The organism is Moraxella macacae 0408225, assembly GCF_000320365.1.
Taxonomy (GTDB): domain Bacteria; phylum Pseudomonadota; class Gammaproteobacteria; order Pseudomonadales; family Moraxellaceae; genus Faucicola; species Faucicola macacae.
In genome coordinates this window covers 841,824-865,593 of record NZ_ANIN01000002.1, presented here as the reverse complement: position 1 = coordinate 865,593, position 23,770 = coordinate 841,824, and the positions used below count along the sequence as shown (strand labels likewise).

Here is a 23,770-nt window from a genome sequence, read left to right as displayed (position 1 = left end):
AACCGCCATCGCCCAACATTCTTTTTGCAAAATCAAGAAACTCAAGCCTTAATTACTGAAATTGAAAGCCAAAATTTCACTGTTGGAATTCCAACAGTGGCAGTTAAGACAGTCAATGGCGGTATAAATCGTGGCACCTATGTCTGCAAAGAACTGGTCTATCGCTATGCCATGTGGATTAGCCCAAAATTTAGTCTAATAGTCATTCGTGCGTTTGATGCTATGACACAAGGCAGGTTTGTCCCTTGTACCAAAGTTGCCTCACAATCCAAGCCCCAATCCCCCAAACTCTCCCAATCTGACTATGGCAATCTTCGCCGTGCTGTGTTACTGATTGCAAAGAATGCGTTTTACGACATCACGGCTACCAATGTCATTTATGCTCGTTTGCGTTCATTGTGTGAAGTAAACAGTGTTACCGATATTCGCTATGATCAGCTAAATATTGTCAAAAACGAGCTGTATCGCATTGAGAGAATATTGCGCACTTATATAACCTGTCGCCGTGAAACAGAAAAGCAATTAATCCGCCGTATCTGCATGGGTGATGATGACAGTGTTTGGCAAGCCATACAGGCTATAGAAGAATCCAGTACCGCTTATGCCAATGATTTGGCATATAACATAGAAAGCATTGGTTACGCCAAAGAATTGCGTAAAGTATTAGGGGGTGCATAATGAATAATAAACGCCCACCGCTTAACTTTGAGCTTATCCAAAATCACCATTCTCTTGACACCACCACTCAAACAGTGTACGATAACGGTACTACTATTTCATTCGGCGGTTATCCGCATCCGTTACCTTGCGGCATTTTTATGCCTACGACTTTTGTCGTGCCTACACGCATAAAACACACGTCTATGACGGGTCGAGAGAGCCTAATGCAACACCACAGCCGTGGAAATAAGCTCCGCCGTCCGAATGCGGTAGTTGAAGCCCGTCGCCCTATGCCTACTAAGCACTGTGCGACTTCTATATCAACTAATCATTCGGAGACAGTAATGTCTAATACTCTCATCCTAGCCGATATGACCATCGGCATGCTTGGCGATTTGTACTCTTTAAACGATCTACATAAAGCAAGTGGTAGCGAAAACCGCCATCGCCCAACATTCTTTTTGCAAAATCAAGAAACTCAAGCCTTAATTACTGAAATTGAAAGCCAAAATTTCACTGTTGGAATTCCAACAGTGGCAGTTAAGACAGTCAATGGCGGTATAAATCGTGGCACCTATGTCTGCAAAGAACTGGTCTATCGCTATGCCATGTGGATTAGCCCAAAATTTAGTCTAATAGTCATTCGTGCGTTTGATGCTATGACACAAGGCAGGTTTGTCCCTTGTACCAAAGTTGCCTCACAATCCAAGCCCCAATCCCCCAAACTCTCCCAATCTGACTATGGCAATCTTCGCCGTGCTGTGTTACTGATTGCAAAGAATGCGTTTTACGACATCACGGCTACCAATGTCATTTATGCTCGTTTGCGTTCATTGTGTGAAGTAAACAGTGTTACCGATATTCGCTATGATCAGCTAAATATTGTCAAAAACGAGCTGTATCGCATTGAGAGAATATTGCGCACTTATATAACCTGTCGCCGTGAAACAGAAAAGCAATTAATCCGCCGTATCTGCATGGGTGATGATGACAGTGTTTGGCAAGCCATACAGGCTATAGAAGAATCCAGTACCGCTTATGCCAATGATTTGGCATATAACATAGAAAGCATTGGTTACGCCAAAGAATTGCGTAAAGTATTAGGGGGTGCATAATGAATAATAAACGCCCACCGCTTAACTTTGAGCTTATCCAAAATCAAGCCAACGGCAACTACGTCAGCCGCATTTTCCCTGCCGTCGGTATCGCTTTACAAGGCAGTGGCAAAAAGCACCAAGCTTGCCCTTTATGCGGCGGCACAGACCGTTTTCGTTGTGATGACAAGGGCGGCTCTGGCTCGTGGATTTGTAACCAATGCGGAGCAGGCAACGGCTATACTTTGGTGCGAGAGTTTACTCACAAAGACGCTTACGAAACCCATGCGTTAATTGCTGATATTTTGGGTATTGACGGCGGTAAACCCATCAGTCAAGCAGAAAAACAAGCGTGGGCAAAACAGCAGCGTGAGCGAGAAGCTGCCCAAGCTCAAGCCAAACAACAAGCCCAACTTGCCACCGCCCAAACCGCCCAAGATAGGTTTAACAATGCCAATGTTGCCACCGACCACCCCTATTTAACCAAAAAAGGTGTAAGCTCGCACGGGTTAAAAGTGGATACGCACGGCAATTTATTGATACCGCTTTATTATCACAATACCAAAACAGGCAACATCACCCTTTGTAATGTGCAATCCATCAATGCCGATGGCAAAAAATTGTTTGTCAAAGACGGGTTGGTTGGCACGGCGTTTTACACGCTCGGCGACACCGCCCGCTCGGATGTGATTTTTGTTTGTGAAGGTTATGCAACGGCAGCGAGCGTGTTTGAAAGCGTGGGCGGCAAGCATGCCACCATAGTTACCTTTGATGCGGGCAACATGGTGAAATGCGCACCAATCATTCGCACTTTATATCCTAAGCACCGCTTGATTTTTTGTGCCGATGACGACAAAGCCACTGCTCAAAACACGGGCAAAAATACAGGGCTTTTAGCAGCAGAAAAATCGGCAACGCTCACAGCGGGCGAAGTGATTAGCCCCGATTTTGGCGGTGATGAACGCACATTAACGGGCGATTTGACCGATTATAATGATTTGCACGCTTATTTTGGCATGGACGTTGTCAAAGCCCAAATCAATCATGCCTTAAACCACCCACGCCCCAAAAAATCAGCCGATGTAACAAACTACACGCTTGCATATGTCAATGAAAATTTTGCTCAAATTGGTGAAATTGGCAAAATCACCAACAAAATTTATGACTTGACCAACCACACCGAGATGACCAAAACCCAATTCACTGGCTTGGTGGGGCGTGAGCTTGCCAATGCGTGGCTGTTTGGCGGCAAGCAAAAAACCATTGACCGCCGAGTGGTGCAGGACAATCACGCCAAGCAAGTTGCCAAAGTTTATAAAGACATCTTTGAGCAATACTGGTATATCCAAGGCACCAAAGAAGTGTTTAATTTTAAAACAGGCAAAAGGCAACCGATTGACACGCTAAGACTGGAGTTTCCCAACGAATTTAACGAGTGGAATAAATCCAAAATCCGCAAAAAAGTTGAATCTGATAACATTTGGTTTGACCCAACCAACCAAAAACGCCCACCAAATAACGAAAATTACATCAATACATTCAAGCCATTTGACCTACAAGCCTACACCGCCAAAGAGCTTGGCATTGACAGTAAGCAATTTAACGAGCATTTTATGCTAGGCTTGTGTTCGTGCATCGTTGAGCTTGTCAAACATCTTTGCGGCAATGACATTCACGCTTTAGATTGGGTGCTAAACTGGCTTGCCATACCGCTACAAAATTTAGGCACAAAAATGGACACCGCCTTAATTGTACATGGGCATATCCAAGGGGCAGGTAAGTCTTTGTTTTTTGACCGCATCATGCGGCAAATTTACGGCTCTTATCTGCTCACATTAGGACAAGGGCAATTAGAAAGCCAGTATAATGACTGGGTGGACGGTAAATTATTCACTGTCTTTGAAGAGATTTTTCAAGGCAAAGACCGCTACTCGCACATGGGTATGGTCAAGCAGCTTATCACAGGCGACACTGTGTACATCAATAAAAAGTTTATGAGCGGTTGGACGCAAGATAACTTTGTTAATACCGTGTTTTTATCAAACGAAATGCAGCCCTTATCACTTGATGAAAACGACCGCCGCCATGTGGTGTTATACCCCAATGCGATTATCCCTGAATCGGTTCGCACTGAAGTGAGCGAAGCCCTTGATGACCCCAGTCAAAAGCGGATACGAGCGTTTTATACTTATCTTTTGCTTAAAAATGTCGGCACACAAAACGCCCACAGCAACGCCATCGCCACCGATGCCAAAACACGCCTAAAAGAGATTAGCATGGCAAGTTGGGAGCGGTTTTATGTTTATTGGAAAAATGGCGAGCTAGACATACCTTACACCACTTGCTTGACAACCGACCTTTACGAGTACTATACTTTTTGGTGCAAACGTAATGGCGAACGTGGTACTAGCAGCACCAAGTTTTTAACGCACGTTGCCCTTCGTGAGCATAAAGAACGCATCCGCTATCAATACAGCCAAAAAGTTGGCAACAATCTAAGACCAAAAACCAAGCAAGCGATGGCATTTATCATTGGTTTGGATATGAATAAAAAACCAAGCCAACATGCTTTTGGGCTTTGCATAACCGCGTTTAAAAATGCTATAATGCAAACTCAAATCAATCACTTACCGCCACGAGACAACACTCAATCTTCATACGAAAACTCCAATCCCTTTATCTAATTTATCTTAAAAACTGTGCATGGTGTGCAGGGTCTGTGCATGGTTTAAATCAAACCCTGCACACCTTCTAGCCCTTGATATTACTAGCCTACAGCAAACCCTGTGCAATGTTACAGGGTTTTTTTGTTTCTGCCTATAAGACAAATTTTTATTTTAAAAAAAAGTTTTTCAAAAATTCTGTTTAAACCCTGCACACTATGCACACTATGCACACTTTTTTTAAAAAGCTATAAATACCAAGGGTTTCAAAGGGGTTAATTTTGTGCAGGGTTTGTGCAGGGTTTAAAAATTTTGACAAAACTGTGCACACCATTTCATAATGTCTCAAAGTTTAAATCAAGGACGCACCATGTCAAAGCATTGCATACCTAAAGCTCAGCTTATTGCAGCGGCTGAATCATTTGCAAAGGTCAGCTTTTTTGCTGATTGTTGTTATCGCTATTATTTTTATGAATGCAAGGTAAGCCATGACAATTTATTGTCTTGTTTGGCAACTGAATTTGCTGATTATTTCAAAGGCGTGCCAAAAAGATACCATACCGCCATTATTGCTACCGCCTTGATCGAGATTTGCTACCCCATACCAGTTGGCAAAAATTATGCGTTTAGCGAAAGAGAGCGAGCAATCACAGCGGGCATTAGCCGTCAGACTTGGCGAACCCACAATATGAATGCTGTTTGTGAAAATGTTGTGTGCAACGTTATAGGCATTGCTTGGGTTGTTGCTGGCAAGGTTTGTAAACAACTTGGAAAAAATTTCAAAACAGGTTATTGACAAATTAGACCAGTTTAGGGTATCATTTTGCCATAATCAATAATTGTAACTAAACAATTGTAACCGAACGCTGATAGCTTAATTGCTGTTGGCGTTTTTTATTGGACAATTTGCTTAACAGATGAGACTAACTACCCTACAGCCACGCCTAAAACCCATCACCGCCCATACCCAAAAACGTAACTGGGGCAACGGACGTGGCGGTCGTAAGTGGCGTAAACTGCGTGGTGAGATTTTGGCACGTGATAATTACACTTGCCAAATGTGTGGTCGCGTTGGTTGTCGCTTAGAACTGGATCACATTGTTAACATCGCTGTTGGCGGTACGAACGACCCTATCAACCTACAAGCCCTTTGCCACACCTGCCACACCCAAAAAACTCAGTTCGAAAGTGGTGGGGGGATCTAAACAAATTTTAGACTGATGACACGGACACCACACGCCCACTCGTTTATAAAAAAAATTCTTACTTGGAGAAAATCTCCATTTTCTCCAAGTAACATTATTTACATAAAATTACAATATAACAAAGTTAAGAAAGGTTAAAAATGGCGTTTACAGCAAGACAGGAACGATATGCTCGTCTTGTGGCGAGTGGTAAGGATTTTCATACATCTGCCCTTGAGGCCGGTTGTAAAAATCATGAGTCGGCTCGAAAATTTGTGTCAGACATGAACAAGCGTAAAAATGTGCAAGCCTTTATTGCTGAACTAAGAGCGGTGCAAAGTGGGCTAGATCAAGCCAATCAAGGCGATAAACCAACCGCTACACCAAAATCAGCAAATGCCAAATACGAAACGCCACTGGAATTTTTGACCGCGGTATTTAATAACGCGGACGATTTGTACACGCCAAAAGAGCGTATCAGTGCTGCGATTGCTTTATTGCCTTATACAGAACAAAAACTTGCTCAAACTGGCAAGAAAGAGGATATATTAGATAACGCATATCATAAATCTAGGAGCGGACGTTTTGCCACTTTATCAAATCAAGCGGATATATTTGAGAGCAGGTTACTGCAATAAGATTTAATCCAAAGCATTCTGCTTAAAAAGCAGATAATGCGTCTTTCAATTCGTGGAAAATAATTTTAACAAATGACCCCAAACTGGACCACCGCCTGCCCCAATTGGGCGCAAAAATTGACCGATGGCGACAGCCTGATGCCGTGCGCACCGCTGTTTAAAGCGCCGTGCGATGTCGCCTTGCGCGTGTTTGGCGAGCTGGTGCTGGTTGATGTGTTGGGGCGGCCCAAAATGGCGGCCGTTACGCGCGAGTGGGCGCGCGACTTCGTGGCGGCAATTTTTGGGGCGTATGACCCAATCAATCAAAAGCGGCTAATTAATGAGTTTTTCTTATTAATTAGCAAGAAAAACTCAAAATCCACCCTAGCGGCGGGCATTATGCTGACTGCGCTGATTTTAAACGAGCGCCATTCGTGCGAGCTGGTGATTATTGCGCCCACCAAAGAAGTCGCCAACAATTCATTTAACCCGATGCGCGACATGATACGCGCCGATGACGAATTGATGGCGCTGTTTAACATTTCAGAGCATACCAAAACCATCACCCACCGCGCCACCTATGCCACGCTAAAAGTGATTGCCGCCGAAAGCGATTCGCTGGCCGGGATTAAGGCAACGTATGTGCTAATTGATGAATTGTGGGTGTTTGGCAAGCGCCAAAACGCCGCCGCGATGTTGCAAGAAGCCAAAGGGGGGCTGGCTTCCCGCCCTGAGGGATTTGTGATTTATCTGTCCACCATGAGCGACGAGCCGCCTGCGGGCGTGTTCAAAGAAAAGCTAGATTATGCGCGCGATGTGCGCGATGGCAACGTTACCGATGCGCGCTTTTTGCCATTGTTGTATGAATTTCCCAAAAATTTGCTAGAAAGTGGCGACTATTTAGACCCGCAAAACTGGCATATGACCAATCCCAATTTGGGCGCGAGCGTTAATTTAGAGTATCTAACCGATACCTTAAATCGCGCTAAACAATCGCACGACAAAAACAGCCTACAAACGGCGCTTGCCAAACATTTGAACGTTGAAATCGGCATTTCTTTGCGCGCCAACCGCTGGGCGGCGGCGGAATTTTGGCAAAGTGCGGCGCGCCAATTTAGCCTTGATGAACTGATTGCGCAAGCGGAAGTCATCACTGTTGGCGGCGACGGCGGCGGCCTTGACGATTTGCTAGGCTGCGCGGTTATAGGGCGGCTACCCAAGCCAAAATACGTTTATACCGATGACTTTAACCGCCCGCACGAAGTCAAGCAGTGGTGGGTGTGGGTGCGCGCGTGGTGTCATCCGATTGCCCTAGAGCGGCGCAAACAAGACGAGCCGCGCTATCGCGATTTTGAACAAGATGGCGATTTGGTTGTGGTTGACCAAGTTGGGCAAGATGTGGCCGAATTTGCCGACATTGCCAAAAAAATCCATGACAGCGGTAAGCTAGATTGCATTGGGCTTGACCCAGCAGGCGCAGACGACATCGTCATCAGCCTAGAAGCGGCGGGCATCGGGCGCGACAAAATCAAAGGCATTGCCCAAGGCTGGAAATTGGGCGGCTACCAAAAAGTGTGCGAGCGCAAAATTGCCAGTGGCGATTTATTCCATTGCAATCAGCCGTTAATGGCGTGGTGCGTGGGCAATGCGCGCGTTAAAACACAAGGCGCGGGCGTGGTGATGAGCAAAGCCGAAAGCGGCAGCGGCAAAATTGACCCTGTGATTGCCATGCTCAATGCGACGGCATTAATGAGCCAAAACCCTGCGCCGCCAAGGGATAAAGACGATGTGGGGGTTTATTTTTGACTTAAATAAAATTGCGACAGGTAAAGCCATGAAACAAGTAAATTGTCGCTCTTGTGGGCGGTTATTAGCCAAAATAGGAAGTTTTAACAACCTAGAAATCAAATGTCCACGCTGTAAAGCGTTTAATGTTTTGAGCGTCAAGAACGCCTTATCGGAAGCCCAAGAGACTCCAATTACAGGCAATATTGATGATCAAAGCATATCAAAAAGCACCCCTACCGTTCGTGGGGCAAAAACGCATGTTTTTGAAAGAATTTCGCAAAATACTGGAGAAAATCCCAAATGATGGTGAAAGTTGGACAATTGTTGATGTGTTTGGTGGTAGCGGACTGCTTGCCAACAATGCCAAAGCCTGCAAACCCAAAGCAACTGTGATTTACAATGACTTTGACGGCTACACTAAGCGACTGGCACATATTGACGATATTAACCGTTTGCGTACTATTTTGTTTGGATTAACCAAAGATGTGCCACGCCAAAAGCGGATACCAGATGGGTTAAAGGGACGTATTTTACAGGTAATTGCTGATTTTGATGGCTATATAGACACAAGAAGTGTTAGTACTTGGTTGTTATTTAGTGGCAAACAAATTGCTCATATTGACGAGCTTGCCGACAACCAAATGTACAATACCGTCCGCACCAATGATTATGACCGTGCAGATGGCTATTTGAATGGAATTTTGGTTACAAACGAGAGTTTTGAGATATTAATACCCAAATACGCAGACAGACCAAATACCATGTTGTTGCTTGATCCGCCTTATATCTGCACCGAGCAAAAGGCGTATGCTATGACAGGCTATTTTGGTATGACAAAGTTTTTGCGACTGATGAAACTTGTCCGTCCGCCTTATCTGCTTTTTAGCAGTACACGAAGTGAGTTGTTGGATTATATGGATTATTTAAAAGACTGCGAGCCTGTGATGTGGGAGCGTATTGGCGGTTTTGAAAAAGTGAGCGTACAAAGCTATGTAAACTACACTTCAGAATATGAGGACAATATGATTTTTAAGTTTTAACATTAAGGTTTTATTAAGCATAAATTTTAAAATCACCCTGTTATTTACGGGGTTTTTATTGGAAAATCCTATGACCTGTGCCTACTCAACTTTAACCATTAAATCCGTAACCGACACCGATGACGAACGCATTATTACAGGCATGGCTACAACGCCAAGCCTAGACCGCGACGACGATATTTTAGAGCCACAAGGGGCAAAATTTGCCCTGCCCATTCCGCTATTGTTTCATCACAATCACAGTCAGCCGATTGGCGAGGTTACCCACGCAGTTGTAACCGATAAAGGCATACAAATCACTGCCAAAATTGCCAAAATCACAGATGACGGCAAACTCAAAGAACGCATTGATGAAGCGTGGCATAGTATCAAAAACGGCTTGCTTAAAGGCTTGTCGGTTGGCTTTAAAATCAAAGAATACAGCTATCTTGAAAACTCTTATGGCTTGCACATCACACAATGGGAGTGGTATGAGCTTTCGGTTGTAACCGTCCCTGCCAATTCTTATGCAAGGATTGCCAGTGTTAAGCAAATCAAAGATGCGTTTAATTTGTCAATAAACCCCATTTTGCCTAAAGCCCAAACCAAACAAGCCACCACATCTAAGTTTACAAAAAATGGTAAGCTAACAAAAAACGGTGCGGTTGCTTTAATTTTACCCAAAAACGGAGTGAAACTTGTATGAACTACAAAGCACAACTAACTCAAATCCAAGCCACAATCCAAGCCAAACAAAAGCACATTGGCGAGATGATGACAAAATCGGTAGTGGCTGGCCATACGCCAAGTGATGATGACGAAAATACCATTGCTGAGCTTGAAGATGATATTGCCCGTCTTGAAAAATCTGCCAATCGATTGGAAAAACTTATTAAATCGGTAGAAAATGCCACACCAAGCATGACGGCAATTGACGGACAAAATCCAGAGCAAGCACAAGCCTCGGCAATTGGTGCACCCATTCCTGCAGTGTTGCAAGCCAAAAACTTGCGACACTTAGAGCAAGGGGTAGGTTTTGCGATGTTGGTAAAAGCATCCGCCATTGCCACTAAGTCTAAAGGCGGTGTTACCACGCGTGAAGTGCTAGAAAGTTGGCAAGCTCCTGATAACGTGGTAAATGCGTGTGTGCAAAAAGCGGTTGTTGGTACGACTACGGAGAGCAATTTTGGTAAAGAATTGGTAGATTATGCCAATTTAGCAAGCGAGTTTATAGAACTTGTGCGTCAAAAAACCGTTGTGGATAAAATCGCAAGCAACATGCGTCAAGTTCCTTTTAACGTCAAAATTCCAACTCAAACCGCAAGCGGTTCTGTAGGTTGGGTAGGCGAGGGCAAAATGAAACCTGTTGGCAATCCACAATTTGGTTCTATGACTCTAGGACACGCCAAAATTGCAGGGATTGTGCTTTTATCTGATGAATTAATCCGCTTTAGCAATCCAAAAGCCGATCAGCTTGTGCGTGATGATTTGGTAAAAACGGTTGCTCAGTTTATTGACAATCAGTTTTTTGACCCTGATAAAACCGAAACTACAGAATCGCCTGCATCTGTGCTAAATGGGGTGGTTGCTGTTGAAGCAACTGGCATAACCGCCGATAAGATTGATGCTGACACGCAAACGCTTATTTCTCAAATGGTGAATGCTGGCATTGGGCTAGAGGGTGCTATATGGGCTATGAGTGAGACGAGAGCCATGCAAATTAGCAGTATGAGAGACACACTGGGACGAACTTATTTTGAGGGTATGAATTTGGTTGGTGAGCGTTCGTTCAAGGGCTTGCCAGTGCAAACATCTGGCAATTTGAGCGACAAGATTGTACTGATTGTTCCAAGCGAAATTCTGCTTGCTGATGACGGTGGTGTGGATTTTTCAGTATCTACTGAAGCAACCATTAACATGGGTGATGACGCATCGCCAAAAATGATAAACCTGTTTCAGCATAATTTAACCGCCATCCGCGCCGAGCGCTTTATCCGCTGGAAAAAACGCCACGTCCAAGCGGTGGGTTATATTAAGTACACAGGCTAAAACACACAGGTAAAAAACACACAGGCTAAGTTTGGGAATTGTATGAAAATCAGATATCTTAAAAATGCCCCTCTTGGGCAAGCGGGCGATATTGCCGACATACCAGACGATCAAGCAAAAGTATTAATTGCCCTTGAAATTGCCAAGAATTATCAGGAGAGTGAGCAAGATGCAATAGCCAAGCCCAAAAAACGAACCAAAAAAGCCAAAGCCACGGAAAATGCAAATGCGATTGTTTGATAGATTGTTTGGTAAAAAGTCGGTTAATGCAACACCCATCACCACGTGGCAACCGCTTATCCACGAACCTTATAGTGGCGCGTGGCAAAAAAATGATGAGTTAAAACGCACCGATGTGATAAGCTTTCACGCTGTTTTTGCGTGCGTGTCGCTTATTAGCTCCGATGTTGGCAAGTTACGTATTGCCACCAAATCCGTCAAAAATGGCGTATTGTTGCCAGCCAAATCACGCACCAAATCAATACTTGCTAAGCCAAACAAAATACAGACATGGCAACAATTTGTTGAAAACTGGATAAATTCTAAGTTATTGCGTGGCAACGCTTATATTTTGAAACAGTTTGATATTTTTGGTGATGTATGGCAATTGCACGTTTTAAACCCTGATCGCGTCAAGGTTTTGGTGTCTAATCATGGTGATGTTTTTTACCAAATCAGTGCTGATAAGTTATTTAATATCACCCATGACATGATTGTGCCAGCAAGCGAGATTATTCACGACCGTTACAACTGTTTTTATCACCCACTTGTTGGGTTATCACCTTTAACGGCGTGTGCTGTAAGCGTGGGATTGGGGCTTTGCATACAGACAGGATCTAAAACTTTTTTTGGCAACTCATCGCGCCCTAGCGGTATTTTGTCTGTTCCTTCAAGCATAGACCAAGCCAAAGCGGACAAAGTTAAGGCTGAATGGCAAGCCAATTATAGTGGAATTAATCGTGGCGGTATTGCAGTGTTAGGAGATGGTGCAAAGTATGAAAGCATTGGCATGTCATCATCAGATGCTCAAGCCTTAGAACAGCTAAAAATGAGTGGTGAGACAGTATGCTCGGTATTTCATGTACCAGCTTACAAGGTTGGCATGGGTGAATTAAAAGCAGGGCAAAAACCATCGGATTTAAACGAGATTTATTATAGTGATTGTTTGCAACACTATATAGAGGCTATTGAAAATCTGCTTGATGAACACTTAGGTTTTGAAAAAGGCGTAGAATGCGAAGCAAATTTATCCGCCTTAATCCGTATGGACAGCACAAGCCAAATCACTTATTTAAAAGAAGGAACATTGAGTGGTATTTTTAGCCCCAATGAAGCACGAGCCACACTAGGTTTGCCACCTGTTGTTGGCGGTGATTCACCGCTTATGCAGCAACAAAATTATAGTCTTGAAGCTCTGGCAAAACGCGACAACAGCGACAATCCATTTAACGCCCAAAGTGAAAAATCACTCAAAACACCAAAACCAAAACCGCGCGTTAAAGCTTATGCTCAATTGGAGGATTAACAATGGAATTTGCCACGCTTGACGAAGTTAAACACCACTTGCGTTATGATGACAACGACCATGACAAGATTTTAAAGATTTATCTACAAACCGCCACACTGTTGGTTAAAAACTATATCACAGATGAAATAACAAACGAGATGTTGCCTGTATTAAAAACGGCAACACTGCTGATGACTGGCTATTTTGATGACAATCGCAACAGCGAAAATGGGGCAGAATTTGGCAACTTTTTACCTGCTCCAGTTCGCCAAATTTTGTCACCTTATCGCACGCCCACGATTTAGGAAAACGATTAGGAAAAGCGCATGAAAGCCACAGAATTACGTCATCGATTAAAAATTTATCAGCAAACTGCCATTCGTTCACCAACTGGGGCGGTGCGTGTTACACAATGGGAGCATATCCGCACGATTTACGGACACTTTACTCCCTTATCTGTCAAGGATATTATTGCAGGGCAAACTCAGCAAACCAACATCACAGCAAAAGCCAAAATCCGCCATCGCACTGATTTAATCCATAGTATGCGTGTGCAATATGCAGGGCGTATGTATGAGATTGTTGGCGAACCACTTGCAGACAATCAAAGCGGTAAAGAATATTTGACATTGATACTAAAAGGAGTGGCAGATGATAGGCAGTATTGATGTGGCAGGCTTGGATATATTCAACCAAGCCATAGCCGAGCTTGACAATAAGCTAAAAGACAAAATTTTGTCAAAGGCCTTAAATCAAGCCTTAAATCCCATACGCAAAGATGCCAAATTTTATGCAACCGTAGCCCAAGAACCGCATATTATGATAACCAAAAGCGGTCGGAGGGTGATTGTTCAACGTGGACTGCTTCGTTCTGCCATTCGCAAACGCAAAGTGCCAAAACACGAGATGGGCGAACTTGGCGGTCAAGGCGTGGCAATGGGGATTTATGTTGGTAAAGGCACAAAACAAAAAGAATATCCCAATTACTGGCATTTTGTGGAATACGGCACAATTCATACCCCTGCTATGCCATTTTTACGCCCTGCATTTGATAAAAATGTGCAAATTGCTGTCAATGCGTTTGCAAAAACCTTAAAAGACGAAATTGATAAGATCATAAAATGAACGCCAGTCAAATCATATATGACAAATTAGCTCAATTTGTGGACGGTAAATGCTATCCACTATTTATCCCCAAAAATACCCCAAACAAACCACCCTATATCGTTTATCAAATTATCAGCACCGAACCTGATAATTCTTTGTATGGCATTACAGGACACGAGTGGACAAATGTGCAAATAGATGTTTATTGTCAAGATTATGATGATTGTTTGGCATTGTCTTATCAGGTTGTCAATGAATTAGATCGCATTAAACCGTCTATTTATCACGGCATGCAATATGTTTATGATAAAGAAAGCGGATTGTTTAGAGCCATAATTGAATATGGTTTTTGGCAAACTTTAAGCATGAATTAGAAGTTTTTTAACCACCACAATAGGAGTTATTTTATGGCAAAAGTTGTAGAAAATTTGGCAGATAGCTTTTTTACATTAAACGTATCAACACGCGACGATGATTATCAGAAAGTGGAACATTTGCAAAAATGCGATCACCCTTCCGAGGAAAAAACCACAGACGAGGTAACCGCCACAGACGACAACCGCACCATTAAGGCTGTTGTGAATTTTAAAGAAGAGTCCGAAATTGAGTTTGAGTATGTCTTAGACTTAGAAGACAGCACACACCAATTGCTACAAACGAGTTTTGAGAGTGGCACAGAGCTTTTTTGGCAATTAAAATATGTGTCTGCACCAAGCGAGTCGCGTCAATTTAAAGGCATGATTGTCAAATTGACCGCAGACAATTCAGACACCAAAAAGAAAATCCGCAAAACAGGCACAATCACAATCACAAGTGATTTAACCAAAATTTAAACTTAACAAAAAGGTGATTATTTATGAGCAAAGCAACGATTGCAAATGCACTGTTGGTGGGGTTATCAGCAAGCAATGCACCAAAGAAAATCAATATTTTAGAGTTTGATGGTGATATTTATATCCGTCAAATTAGCGTAGGCGAGCAAGCACAAATTGCCAAATATTTAAAAGATGATGAAAACAATAATATGGCATTGTCTTTTATTTTTGGTGTGTGTGATGAAAAAGGCAATCGTCTATTTGACATTGGCGATTTGGATAAGATTAATCAGATTAATTTTAAAGCCATGTTGGCAGTGATTAAAGAGATTAATAAACTCAATGGACTGGACGTTGATATGGACGACCACGAAAAAAACTCATAGCCGACCGTCAGCGTCGGTTTTTGTTTAAATTGGCAGGGCATCTTGGTAAAACCGTAAGCGAGCTTGAGCGTACGCTTAGTGTGCATGAGTTTGCTGAGTGGCAAGCATATGACCGCCTGGATCCTTTTGGTGGGTATCGTGGCGACATACAGTCTGCTTTAGTTGCCCATGCTATAGCAGGCGGTAAGTTGTCTGATTATATCATTATTGATCCAAATCCTATGACGGACGATGAACGTAAAGCCCATGAACTAGAACAGCAAAAGGCGGAGCTACAACGCCAAATGGAGCGGACGTTGGCGATGTTTAATCGGCTTGGTTGAAATTGGGCTACTAACTTTTTTTAAAATCTATGCAAATCTACTGATTATAGACAGGTTTGCAATGGTTTTGATTTGACTGTATAATTATTCAATGTGATATAACTACTGTAAGCTGTATTGGTGAGTTCCACTGGGATAGCCTATAATTTATTACGGTGGTTTTAAGCAGGGTTTTGTAAGCAAAAGGTAAAATATGCTCCCCAACAACCTAGAAGATTTAACCGATCACGAACTACAAAGGCTAAAAACCATGATAGACATTGCCAAAATCCAAGCGGATATAGAAATGACGCGGCAAAGCGTGAATGAAAGCCAAAAAAGACTCGATAAAGACTTAGAAGAAAGCCGAGAAAGAATGGAAGAAAGCCGAAAACGCCTCGAAAAAGACTTAGAAGAAAGCAGGCAAAGAATGGAGGAGAGCCGAATCAATACCGCCAAACTAACCAAAGAACTTGCCTGGTATCCTTGGCTACAAATTGCCACCACGCTTTTGACGGGTATTTTAACAGGCGGTTTTGTTGTGTTTTTGTTAGGCAAGGTTTTGTAAGCAAAAAGGTAAAACATGCTCCCCAACAACCTAGAAGATTTAACCGATCACGAACTACAAAGGCTAGAGAAAATGTTAGACATTGCCAAAATCCAAGCGGATATAGAAATGACGCGGCAAAGCGTGAATGAAAGCCGTGCTACAGTTGAGCAAATGAAAGCCAATACCGAAAAAATTGCCAAAGAAGCACGGTTTTACCCCTATATCACGCTAATCAGTGCAATGATCGGCGGACTTGTTGTGGCTTTAATCACCCAATTGCTTTAAACAAAGTGCTATAAAGTAGACCAAAATGCTCCCTGAAAATTTAGAAGACTTAACCGATCATGAGTTACAGAGGCTAGAGAAAATGTTAGACATTGCCAAATTAAATCACGATATTGCTAGAATTCAACAAGATATAGCAGAAAGCCGGCAGAGAATGGAAGAAAGCCGAAAACGCTTCGATAAAGATTTAGAAGAAAGTAGGCAACGCATAGAAGAAAGCAGGCAACGAACGGAGGAAAGTCGTGCCACAGTTGAACAAATGCGTGTTGAAAATGACAAATTCCGAGCCGAGCAACAAAAGATTGACAAAGAAGCAAGGTTTTACCCCTATATCACCATAACAACTGCGCTTATAGCGGGTCTTATGGGGGCATTAATCACCAAATTGCTTTAAACAAAGTGCTATAAAAAACAAAGTGCTATAAAGTAGATCAAAATGCTCCCTGAAAATTTAGCAGATTTAACCAATGATGAACTACAAAGGTTACAAAAAATGTTAGACATTGCCAAATTAAACCTTGATATAGAAGAAAGCCGGCAAAGAATGGAAGAAAGCCGCAAACGCCTCGAACAAGACATGGCCGAAAGCCGTGCAAGAACCGAAAAACTAACCAAAGAACTTGCCTGGTATCCTTGGTTGCCAATTGCCACCACGCTTTTGACAGGAGGGCTTGTTGTGTTTTTGTTAGGTAAGGTTTTGTAAGCAAAAGGGTGATGAATAAGAAAAATGAAAGAAGGGCTTGACTTATTGGGTTGTTTTTTGTATGATAATTAAATGCTAGCAAAATCTAGCGTCGGAATTGGCGTTCCGAAACCTTTGGCGATAAGAACACGCCTTTAAGCGTGTTTTTTGTTGCAATGTCTCTATATGATAGGGAGTTGTGGGAGTATCGCAAGATACGCCGTTTGCCTTTGGTACGGTACGCCAATCCTGCAAGTTCTCTATCACCCTAACTTGGCGTTTTCGGTGATAGGTTTTTAAACAAACCAAAGGAAAATACCAATGTCTAATCTGACCATTCTTTCATTTGAAACCACTGAAATTCAAACTCTCGTTAAAGACGGTGAGTTGTTTTTTCATGCCAACGATTTAGCAACCATTTTGGGCTTTGCAAACCCAAGAGACGCCATAAAAAATCACGTTGAAGCAGAGGATGTCGCCAAAGCCGACACCCTTACAAAAGGAGGCAAACAGTCTGTAAATTTTGTCAACGAAAGCGGTATGTATGCTTTAATTTTAGGTAGTACAAAAGATGAAGCCAAACGCTTTAAAAAATGGGTAACCTCCGAAGTACTTCCCACTATCCGCAAAACAGGCACTTATGAAGTTGCTACCAATTCTCCTGCCATCAACATCGTCAACCCACCCATTCCACACGGTGGGGAGTTGTACAAAACCTTTATTGCGACTGTCAATATGCAAAGAGGTGATGAATAAGAAAAATGAAAGAAGGGCTTGATTTTTGGTTTTGAGTGGGGTATGATATAGAAACTACTAAAACTCAAAGCGGTATCAAATCTCGCCCCGAAAGTGCGTGTTTTTTGTGCCTAAAAATTACTAAGCTTGTGTTTGTTGTTGATACCAAGCCAGTTAGTAATGCCAAATTCGTCTTATGACGGGTTGAGAAAGCTGAATACAATACCTTTATGGAAATAAGCTTCGCTGTCTTTGAGCAGTAGTTGAAACCTGTCGCCCTATGCGACTTTTACTAACTAAATCTCAAAGGTATCTTATGACTAATCAACTCGCCTCCATTGACTTTCATGGTCAAACCTTGTTGGCAACCATTCAAGATAATGTGGTTTATACCGCACTTAAACCAATCTGTGAAAATATCGGTCTTGATTGGGATGCACAACGCCAACGTATTAACCGTGATGAAGTGTTAAATTCAACTACGGTTATCATAACCGCAGTTGGAAATGACGGCAAAAATCGTGAAATGCTATGCCTACCAATTCAGTATTTAAACGGTTGGCTATTTGGCGTAGACACAAACCGTGTCAAAGCCGAAATCAAAGACAAACTCATTACTTATAAAAAAGAATGCTACCAAGCCTTGTTTGATTATTGGACAAAAGGCGTGGCAGTTAGCCCCAACCAACTCCCCACAATCAACATCGTCAACCCACCCATTCCACACGGTGGGGAGTTGTACAAAACCTTTATTGCGACTGTCAATATGCAGGGCACTATGACCATGCGTGAAATGGATAAAGATGAGTTTGTCTCCAGTCATAACGACCTGCCTGATCTGTTGCGTTACCGTTCTTGGCATGTATCAGACAAACAAATGGCAAAAATTGCCAAAGCAGCATTAAACAAAATCACGCACGAATGGGAATAAGGAGATGACGATGAAAAAAGAATTATTTGAGTTAGATGAATTGGCTTGCTTTGTTAATGACCGCATCAAAAAACTAGATTGGCTGATTTTTCAGTTAATGGAAACGGCTACAGGTGATGACGCCATTGTGGCAAGTTTGGCAACGGATACGGCAATGACAACCAGTCAGCAAATAGAAAAAATGCAAGTACTTATCAGCAAACTGCGTGAACAAACTGCATCAAAAGCGGATTTGGAGTGTTTGCAAAGTGTTGCTTAAATTATTTGGTAAAACAGCCGTTCTAGTGTTGAGAAATGGCGGAATTCCGCCATTTAAATAATTACACAGTGTAGCATATTTTTGCTTGACAAGCAAAGACGATGTTGGGGGTGTATTTTTATCAGTTAAAATCACCACTCTGTTTTTAACTGATAAAAAGGGCTTGACAAATGAAAATAGGTAGGGTATGATTTAGTTAAGGTGTCAGAACCGAACTCATAAGCGTTACCCCACAGCGTTATCGTGGTTTTTTAATGCAAAAAATTTAAGCTCCTAGAATTCTAGGAACATAAATTAAATAGCAACCCCTTTTAAAAATTATGATGTGCAAATTCTCACGCCATAATTTAAGCTACCCAAATTTGGGTAACATAATTTACAAGATTATGTTAGGGGGGTGGAGAGATAAGGTGGCTTGCCACGCGAATAATCCCAACCGACTTATGGCGGTTTCTGAACCCCCTAACGCCCTAACAGGCATTTTTCAGAAAATTAACCATAAGGTGTTCTATGACAAATCTTGTAATTGCCAATCAAGCCATTTCTACCCATAACGGCTTATATTCCCTTAACGATTTACACAAAGCCAGTGGTGGTGCTGATAAGCATCGTCCTGCATTTTTCCTACGCAATCAAGAAACCAAAGAACTGATTGCTGAAGTTGAGCAAAATTCTAACTGTGCAGATTTGCACAGTTTAAAAATCAACCAAATTGCAGTCATCACCAAAGAGGGCACAAAAGGCGGTACATTCGTCTGCCGTGAACTGGTTTACCGCTATGCTATGTGGATAAGTGCTAAATTTTCTTTGATGGTTATCCGTGCTTTTGATGCGTTAAACACAGGGGCTATTCCTTGTTTGTCTAGCAAAAACCACTACCACAGTACTGTTAATCATATCACCATCATACCACCTGCAATAGGTAAAGAGTTTATCGTGCGTATCCAAGATGATGGCACATGGGCTATGCGCGAGTTGGGAGGTGATGAATATATCCTAAATATGAAGCAGGTTGAAGCGGGTCATTTACCTTATGGTTTGGCAAAATTAGACATTGTACAAAAAGCCTTTTTATTAGAAGCATTGACGGCTAATTTTAGCCGAACGATTGTTAATCAGATGATTAATCGCAAAAATGTTGCAGGCTTTTTGGAATAAGGAAAAAAGTTTATGAGTATTACTGTAAATTTCAACGACAATGCCAATTGCAATGTTTATCACGCACCAAATCAAAATTATAGCTATGCTGTAGTAAAGCCGCATTGTAGCCTATCGGCAATAGATGCAAGTAACGCACACTTAAAATGCGTGGTTGCAATGGTTAACGGCTTGTTGGTTGATCCAAACTATGAAAATGACAGCCATCTTATTGACTCATTGCACGCCATTTCTTTGAATGTCGGGCTTGCACTGGACATGGTAAACTTGGCTAATGTCAAAAACAGCCCTTGAAATTTAGACCATTTTAGGGTATAATTTCACAAAATCAGAAATTCTATCTAAACGCCGACGGCTTTACCGTTGGCGTTTTTTATTGGAAAAAAATAGCATGGCAAAAGTTTTATCACGGCTGGACATCTTATTGCACGCCAACACCGCCAACTATATCCGTGATATGAAAAAGGCAACCGATGCCACCAAAAAGGAGCTAAAAACGGTTGCTGATTATGGCAAGTTTGTGGGCGGACAGCTTGGAATTGCGTTTGCGTCTTTGGGTAGTGCAATAAGCCTGTCTCATATTGTGCAAACCGCCGATCGCATGCAGGATTTGGCAAGTAAAGTTCGCATTAACACTCAAAGTGTGGAAGAGTATCGTGCTGTTTTGCAAGGTTTACGCAAAATCAGTACAGACTACTGGACGGCGATTGATGGGATTACCAATTTATACGCCTCCAGTAAGCGTGCGTTGGATAGCCTAGGGGCGAGCCAACAACAAGTGTTAGACTTTACACGCAATATCACGATGGCAATGAGTATTGGCGGTGGTTCAGCTTTGGCACAAGAAGCAGCCTTGACACAGCTTGGTCAAGCAATGAATATGGGCGTGTTGCGTGGTCAAGAGTTTAATTCGGTATCCGCTCAAGCCCCTGCGATTATTGATCTTTTGACCGATAGCTTAAAGGTGTCTCGCGGTGAGTTGCGTGCTATGGCAAGTGAGGGCAAAATCACAAGCAAAGTCATGATGGACGCTATTTTGGGCGGCTATGACAAATTGCAAAAAATAATTGACAAAATGCCCACCACATTTGCACAAGGCGTACAGAACATTAAAAGCGAGTACGATCGTTTGGTAGATGACATCATGAACCAAAACAGCATGTTGTCTCAAAATTTGGCAAATGTGGCGTTATGGGTTGCTACAAACTTTCGTACACTTGTTGGTATGGGCGTCATGTTGGGTGCTATATGGGCTACCAATGTCGTTAAAAATTCAGTATTGGCTACATCTTTTATCGCCTTAACCAAAACCACATTGGCAAGCACACAAGCTGGTATTGCCAATGCGTTTAGCGTACAAGGACAAATTGCAGCATATAACACTTTATCCACGCAGCTTATGTTGCTGCGTTTGACAAAAACCCACTATATTTACTTAACCAATGTCGCTATAAAAACCGCCATTGATTATGCTCGTTCATTGGTAGGTTTGGCAACTGGTTTTAACACCGCGACAGCATCAGCACGTTTGCACACGCTTGCCTTAGCAGGAGTTACAGTTGCCAAACGTACAGCAATTGGGGTTGGGATTCTTGCCACTCGTGTGGTTACAGGGCTTGGTGGTGCATTTATGTCGCTTGGTCGCATTGTTGCAGCTCACCCCATCATTGCTCTAACTACCGTGATAGGTATGACCATTGCACGCACCGAAGGCTTAAACGGAGCGATAAAGTCGCTTGGAAATGCACTTAGCGTGGCAGGTATTTTGGCAACGGATTTTGTTGGTTATGTGGTAAATGGATTGGGTAAGGCATGGACGGTAACGGCTAATTACTTTGACGGTGTTATGGGTGGCTCGGCTCATGCCACAAGTTTTGCTCAAACTGCCTTTGGTGGGTTTTTTGCAGGCACACATAAAGGTTTTGTTGGTGTACTACAAATTATTGCTAGGGTATTTGATTTGGCGGCAGCCACGGTTGTAACTTTTACTCAATATGCGTTCAAAAACATCCGCTCGCTATTCACTGGGATTGCCAATGTGGTTAAAGGCATTGGCAATTTTATTGCATCTGTTTTTGAAACGCTTATCAATAACCAAATCAGTAAGATTAATGTCATCATTGACGGCATGAATGCTGTTTCTGGTATGTTTGGCGGTGGGGCGATCGCACATATTGGTAAAGTGAAAACTGATCGCATAAACTATGGCCACGTTGATTTTGGTTTTGGGGGTTTTGGTACAAGTGTCGCCAAAAATAATCCAGGTTATTTAGAAAATCAAGTGGTTAATGCGTATGCCAAAGTACAAAATTCAGCCAAACAAGCCAAAGATGCAAACCTTGGTTTGGCAGGATCAATGACAAATGTAGGCGAAGCTGGCAATAAGGCAGGCATCGGAGCGAAAAAAGCAAGTCATGCCAACAAAGGCGTAGCAACCAGTGCCAAACTTGCCAAAGATGAAGTTGACAAGTTAAACAAAGCCTATACAGAGCAAGTGCAAACCTTTCAAAAAATGAGATGGGAGTTGCACAAACCTTTTGTTAGCGAGCTTGATAAAATCAATTTTGAGATTGAATATGGACAATTTATTCAGGCATCGGATAAGCAAAAAGAGGATTTGCGACAATGGGCTAATGTTGTAGACCAAGCCAAAAATATTGACAATTTAAGAAAACTTGACCTTGGCTGGACAAAAGAGATAGCCTTGCTTGGTAAAGACAGTCGTTTTGATGAATTGCTTTATGATTTACAGGATATTTCTAACATTTTATCCACATTTGACAAACAGAGTGTGCTTTATAACCATTATCTAACACAAGCGGTAAATTATGATATTGCCAAAGCAGATCATGACTTAAACAAACAAAATTTGGAGCTTTATAACCAAATTGAACTTTTGAGTGCCAAAGATGAATTGCATAAAAATTCAATGCTTTTGCAACAAGAGGAAGTGGCATTTTTGGATAAATACACAAAATTGCTTGAACACGGTTTTGACACACAATACCAAGATGTTAAATCACAATTTGAACATACCAAACAATTAAAAGAGCGGTTATTTGTTCAAAAACAATACAACGACCTTGTGCAATCACTAAAAACCGAAGAGCAAAGTCGCCTTGATACATTGACAGACCAACTTGATGTTTTAAAAGCCCATGCCAAAATTACAGAATCGGTATTGGATATGGAGCATGCCAAACAGCTTATCAGTCAAAGTACTGGACTTGCCATACCCAAAAGTCATTACACCAAGCTAAATGACAGCACCGCCAATCAGTTTGACGTACTGGATAAGGGCATGCAATCTTTGCTTGATAATGAGCGTTTAACCGAACAAGAGCGTATCAACATAAAAGCGTGGGGCGTTTCGGAACGGTTAAAGATCGAACAAGCCCACAGTCGTGCCATGCACGCTTTGGTGCTTGGTGATGGTGAAAGCATTTTTAGTGGGCTTGTTGGTATTACCAAAGACGGATTGGGTGAACAGTCTCGGCTATACCGTGCAATGTTTGCTATGCAACAAGGTTTTGCAATAGCACAGGCAAGCATTGCGATGCAACAAGCCATTTCAAGCGGTTTAGCCAAAGGCTTTCCTGCAGGCTTAGCTGATATGACGGCGGCGGTTTTGCATGGGGCAAAGATTGTAAGTGCAATTAAGTCAGTGGTTATGCCAGTTGGACAAGCCCACGATGGCATCATGTCCATTCCTAAAAGCGGAACTTGGAATCTTGAAAAAGGCGAACGTGTATTGCCACGCCATACCGCCAAAACCTTAGATGATAAGTTAAACAGCTTGCAAAGCGGTAATGTTGTTGTCAATCAGCACATTACAATCAATGCAGATGGTACGCACGATGTCAAAGACACAAACCAAAACCAAATTGGACAGGTTTTAAAAGCCGCTATGCTTGCGGTATTACAAGGTGAAATGCGCCAAAACGGTTCGATTTATAATTTTGTGCGTAATCAGCGATAA

General features: G+C 42.4%; 30 protein-coding genes. All 30 read left to right on the top strand.

The features are described 5' to 3' along the window. Positions 1-678 (top strand): KilA-N domain-containing protein (locus MOMA_RS09650; RefSeq protein WP_009502311.1); only part of this gene is annotated, 678 nt, incomplete at its 5' end. After that, positions 678-1,775, top strand: coding sequence for a KilA-N domain-containing protein (locus MOMA_RS09645; RefSeq protein WP_227498072.1), 1,098 nt, complete (start codon positions 678-680; stop codon positions 1,773-1,775). The genes MOMA_RS09650 and MOMA_RS09645, both read left to right, overlap by 1 nt. After that, positions 1,775-4,438, top strand: coding sequence for a DUF5906 domain-containing protein (locus MOMA_RS09445; protein ID WP_009502310.1), 2,664 nt, complete (start codon positions 1,775-1,777; stop codon positions 4,436-4,438). Before MOMA_RS09645 ends, MOMA_RS09445 begins: the two co-directional genes overlap by 1 nt. Before the next feature lie 349 nt (positions 4,439-4,787). After that, on the top strand, positions 4,788-5,213 hold the full coding sequence (locus tag MOMA_RS09440; protein ID WP_040625442.1) for a hypothetical protein: 426 nt from the start codon (positions 4,788-4,790) through the stop codon (positions 5,211-5,213). A gap of 121 nt (positions 5,214-5,334) precedes the next feature. Beyond that, positions 5,335-5,622 (top strand): HNH endonuclease, encoded by a 288-nt coding sequence (locus tag MOMA_RS09435; protein WP_009502308.1) that lies wholly within the window; start codon positions 5,335-5,337, stop codon positions 5,620-5,622. Positions 5,623-5,762: 140 nt separating this feature from the next. After that, positions 5,763-6,239 carry a hypothetical protein gene (locus MOMA_RS09430; RefSeq protein WP_009502307.1) on the top strand — a complete coding sequence of 159 codons (477 nt, stop codon included), beginning with the start codon at positions 5,763-5,765 and terminating at the stop codon, positions 6,237-6,239. 72 nt (positions 6,240-6,311) lie between these two features. Continuing rightward, positions 6,312-8,024, top strand: a complete 1,713-nt coding sequence (locus MOMA_RS09425; RefSeq protein ID WP_009502306.1) for a terminase large subunit — start codon at positions 6,312-6,314, stop codon at positions 8,022-8,024. Between the two features lie 28 nt (positions 8,025-8,052). Continuing rightward, the gene (locus MOMA_RS09760; RefSeq protein WP_152411827.1) at positions 8,053-8,310 is read left to right on the top strand and encodes a Com family DNA-binding transcriptional regulator; all 258 of its coding nucleotides are present in this window, start codon (positions 8,053-8,055) and stop codon (positions 8,308-8,310) included. Next, entirely contained in the window at positions 8,213-9,046 is an 834-nt protein-coding gene (locus tag MOMA_RS09420; protein WP_040625220.1) for a hypothetical protein, read from the top strand. The genes MOMA_RS09760 and MOMA_RS09420 overlap by 98 nt, the downstream gene beginning before the upstream one ends. A 70-nt stretch (positions 9,047-9,116) precedes the next feature. After that, positions 9,117-9,731: an HK97 family phage prohead protease gene (locus tag MOMA_RS09415; protein ID WP_009502303.1), complete on the top strand. Its 615-nt coding sequence runs from the start codon at positions 9,117-9,119 to the stop codon at positions 9,729-9,731. Next, entirely contained in the window at positions 9,728-11,074 is a 1,347-nt protein-coding gene (locus tag MOMA_RS09410) for a phage major capsid protein (RefSeq protein WP_009502302.1), read from the top strand. The genes MOMA_RS09415 and MOMA_RS09410 overlap by 4 nt, the downstream gene beginning before the upstream one ends. Positions 11,075-11,116: 42 nt before the next feature. Continuing rightward, positions 11,117-11,314 (top strand): hypothetical protein, encoded by a 198-nt coding sequence (locus MOMA_RS09405; protein ID WP_009502301.1) that lies wholly within the window; start codon positions 11,117-11,119, stop codon positions 11,312-11,314. Then, a complete protein-coding gene (locus MOMA_RS09400; protein WP_009502300.1) occupies positions 11,301-12,599 on the top strand; it encodes a phage portal protein in 1,299 nt (432 codons plus the stop codon). The genes MOMA_RS09405 and MOMA_RS09400 overlap by 14 nt, the downstream gene beginning before the upstream one ends. Positions 12,600-12,601: 2 nt before the next feature. Continuing rightward, positions 12,602-12,886 carry a head-tail connector protein gene (locus MOMA_RS09395; RefSeq protein ID WP_009502299.1) on the top strand — a complete coding sequence of 95 codons (285 nt, stop codon included), beginning with the start codon at positions 12,602-12,604 and terminating at the stop codon, positions 12,884-12,886. A gap of 21 nt (positions 12,887-12,907) precedes the next feature. Next, positions 12,908-13,249, top strand: a complete 342-nt coding sequence (locus MOMA_RS09390; protein WP_009502298.1) for a phage head closure protein — start codon at positions 12,908-12,910, stop codon at positions 13,247-13,249. After that, positions 13,233-13,706: an HK97-gp10 family putative phage morphogenesis protein gene (locus tag MOMA_RS09385; protein WP_009502297.1), complete on the top strand. Its 474-nt coding sequence runs from the start codon at positions 13,233-13,235 to the stop codon at positions 13,704-13,706. The genes MOMA_RS09390 and MOMA_RS09385 overlap by 17 nt, the downstream gene beginning before the upstream one ends. Further along, entirely contained in the window at positions 13,703-14,062 is a 360-nt protein-coding gene (locus tag MOMA_RS09380; RefSeq protein WP_009502296.1) for a hypothetical protein, read from the top strand. Before MOMA_RS09385 ends, MOMA_RS09380 begins: the two co-directional genes overlap by 4 nt. Positions 14,063-14,095: 33 nt before the next feature. After that, positions 14,096-14,521 (top strand): phage tail tube protein, encoded by a 426-nt coding sequence (locus tag MOMA_RS09375; RefSeq protein WP_009502295.1) that lies wholly within the window; start codon positions 14,096-14,098, stop codon positions 14,519-14,521. A 23-nt stretch (positions 14,522-14,544) separates the two neighbouring features. Further along, entirely contained in the window at positions 14,545-14,889 is a 345-nt protein-coding gene (locus MOMA_RS09370) for a phage tail assembly chaperone family protein, TAC (protein WP_009502294.1), read from the top strand. A gap of 20 nt (positions 14,890-14,909) precedes the next feature. Then, on the top strand, positions 14,910-15,212 hold the full coding sequence (locus tag MOMA_RS09365; protein WP_009502293.1) for a phage tail assembly protein T: 303 nt from the start codon (positions 14,910-14,912) through the stop codon (positions 15,210-15,212). 193 nt (positions 15,213-15,405) lie between these two features. After that, positions 15,406-15,759 (top strand): hypothetical protein, encoded by a 354-nt coding sequence (locus MOMA_RS09360; protein WP_009502292.1) that lies wholly within the window; start codon positions 15,406-15,408, stop codon positions 15,757-15,759. 15 nt (positions 15,760-15,774) lie between these two features. Next, the gene (locus MOMA_RS09355) at positions 15,775-16,026 is read left to right on the top strand and encodes a hypothetical protein (RefSeq protein ID WP_040625218.1); all 252 of its coding nucleotides are present in this window, start codon (positions 15,775-15,777) and stop codon (positions 16,024-16,026) included. Positions 16,027-16,051: 25 nt separating this feature from the next. Beyond that, positions 16,052-16,420 (top strand): hypothetical protein, encoded by a 369-nt coding sequence (locus MOMA_RS09350; protein WP_009502290.1) that lies wholly within the window; start codon positions 16,052-16,054, stop codon positions 16,418-16,420. Positions 16,421-16,462: 42 nt separating this feature from the next. Then, on the top strand, positions 16,463-16,729 hold the full coding sequence (locus tag MOMA_RS09345; protein WP_009502289.1) for a DNA-binding protein: 267 nt from the start codon (positions 16,463-16,465) through the stop codon (positions 16,727-16,729). A 300-nt stretch (positions 16,730-17,029) separates the two neighbouring features. After that, positions 17,030-17,464 (top strand): BRO-N domain-containing protein, encoded by a 435-nt coding sequence (locus MOMA_RS09340; RefSeq protein WP_009502288.1) that lies wholly within the window; start codon positions 17,030-17,032, stop codon positions 17,462-17,464. A 295-nt stretch (positions 17,465-17,759) separates the two neighbouring features. Next, a complete protein-coding gene (locus MOMA_RS09640; protein ID WP_009502287.1) occupies positions 17,760-18,374 on the top strand; it encodes a phage antirepressor N-terminal domain-containing protein in 615 nt (204 codons plus the stop codon). A 10-nt stretch (positions 18,375-18,384) separates the two neighbouring features. Next, positions 18,385-18,633, top strand: coding sequence for a hypothetical protein (locus tag MOMA_RS09330; RefSeq protein ID WP_009502286.1), 249 nt, complete (start codon positions 18,385-18,387; stop codon positions 18,631-18,633). Positions 18,634-19,143: 510 nt separating this feature from the next. Then, positions 19,144-19,791, top strand: a complete 648-nt coding sequence (locus MOMA_RS09635; protein WP_009502285.1) for a KilA-N domain-containing protein — start codon at positions 19,144-19,146, stop codon at positions 19,789-19,791. Between the two features lie 12 nt (positions 19,792-19,803). Continuing rightward, positions 19,804-20,085: a hypothetical protein gene (locus MOMA_RS09320; protein WP_009502284.1), complete on the top strand. Its 282-nt coding sequence runs from the start codon at positions 19,804-19,806 to the stop codon at positions 20,083-20,085. A 97-nt stretch (positions 20,086-20,182) separates the two neighbouring features. Continuing rightward, positions 20,183-23,770, top strand: a complete 3,588-nt coding sequence (locus MOMA_RS09315; protein WP_009502283.1) for a tape measure protein — start codon at positions 20,183-20,185, stop codon at positions 23,768-23,770.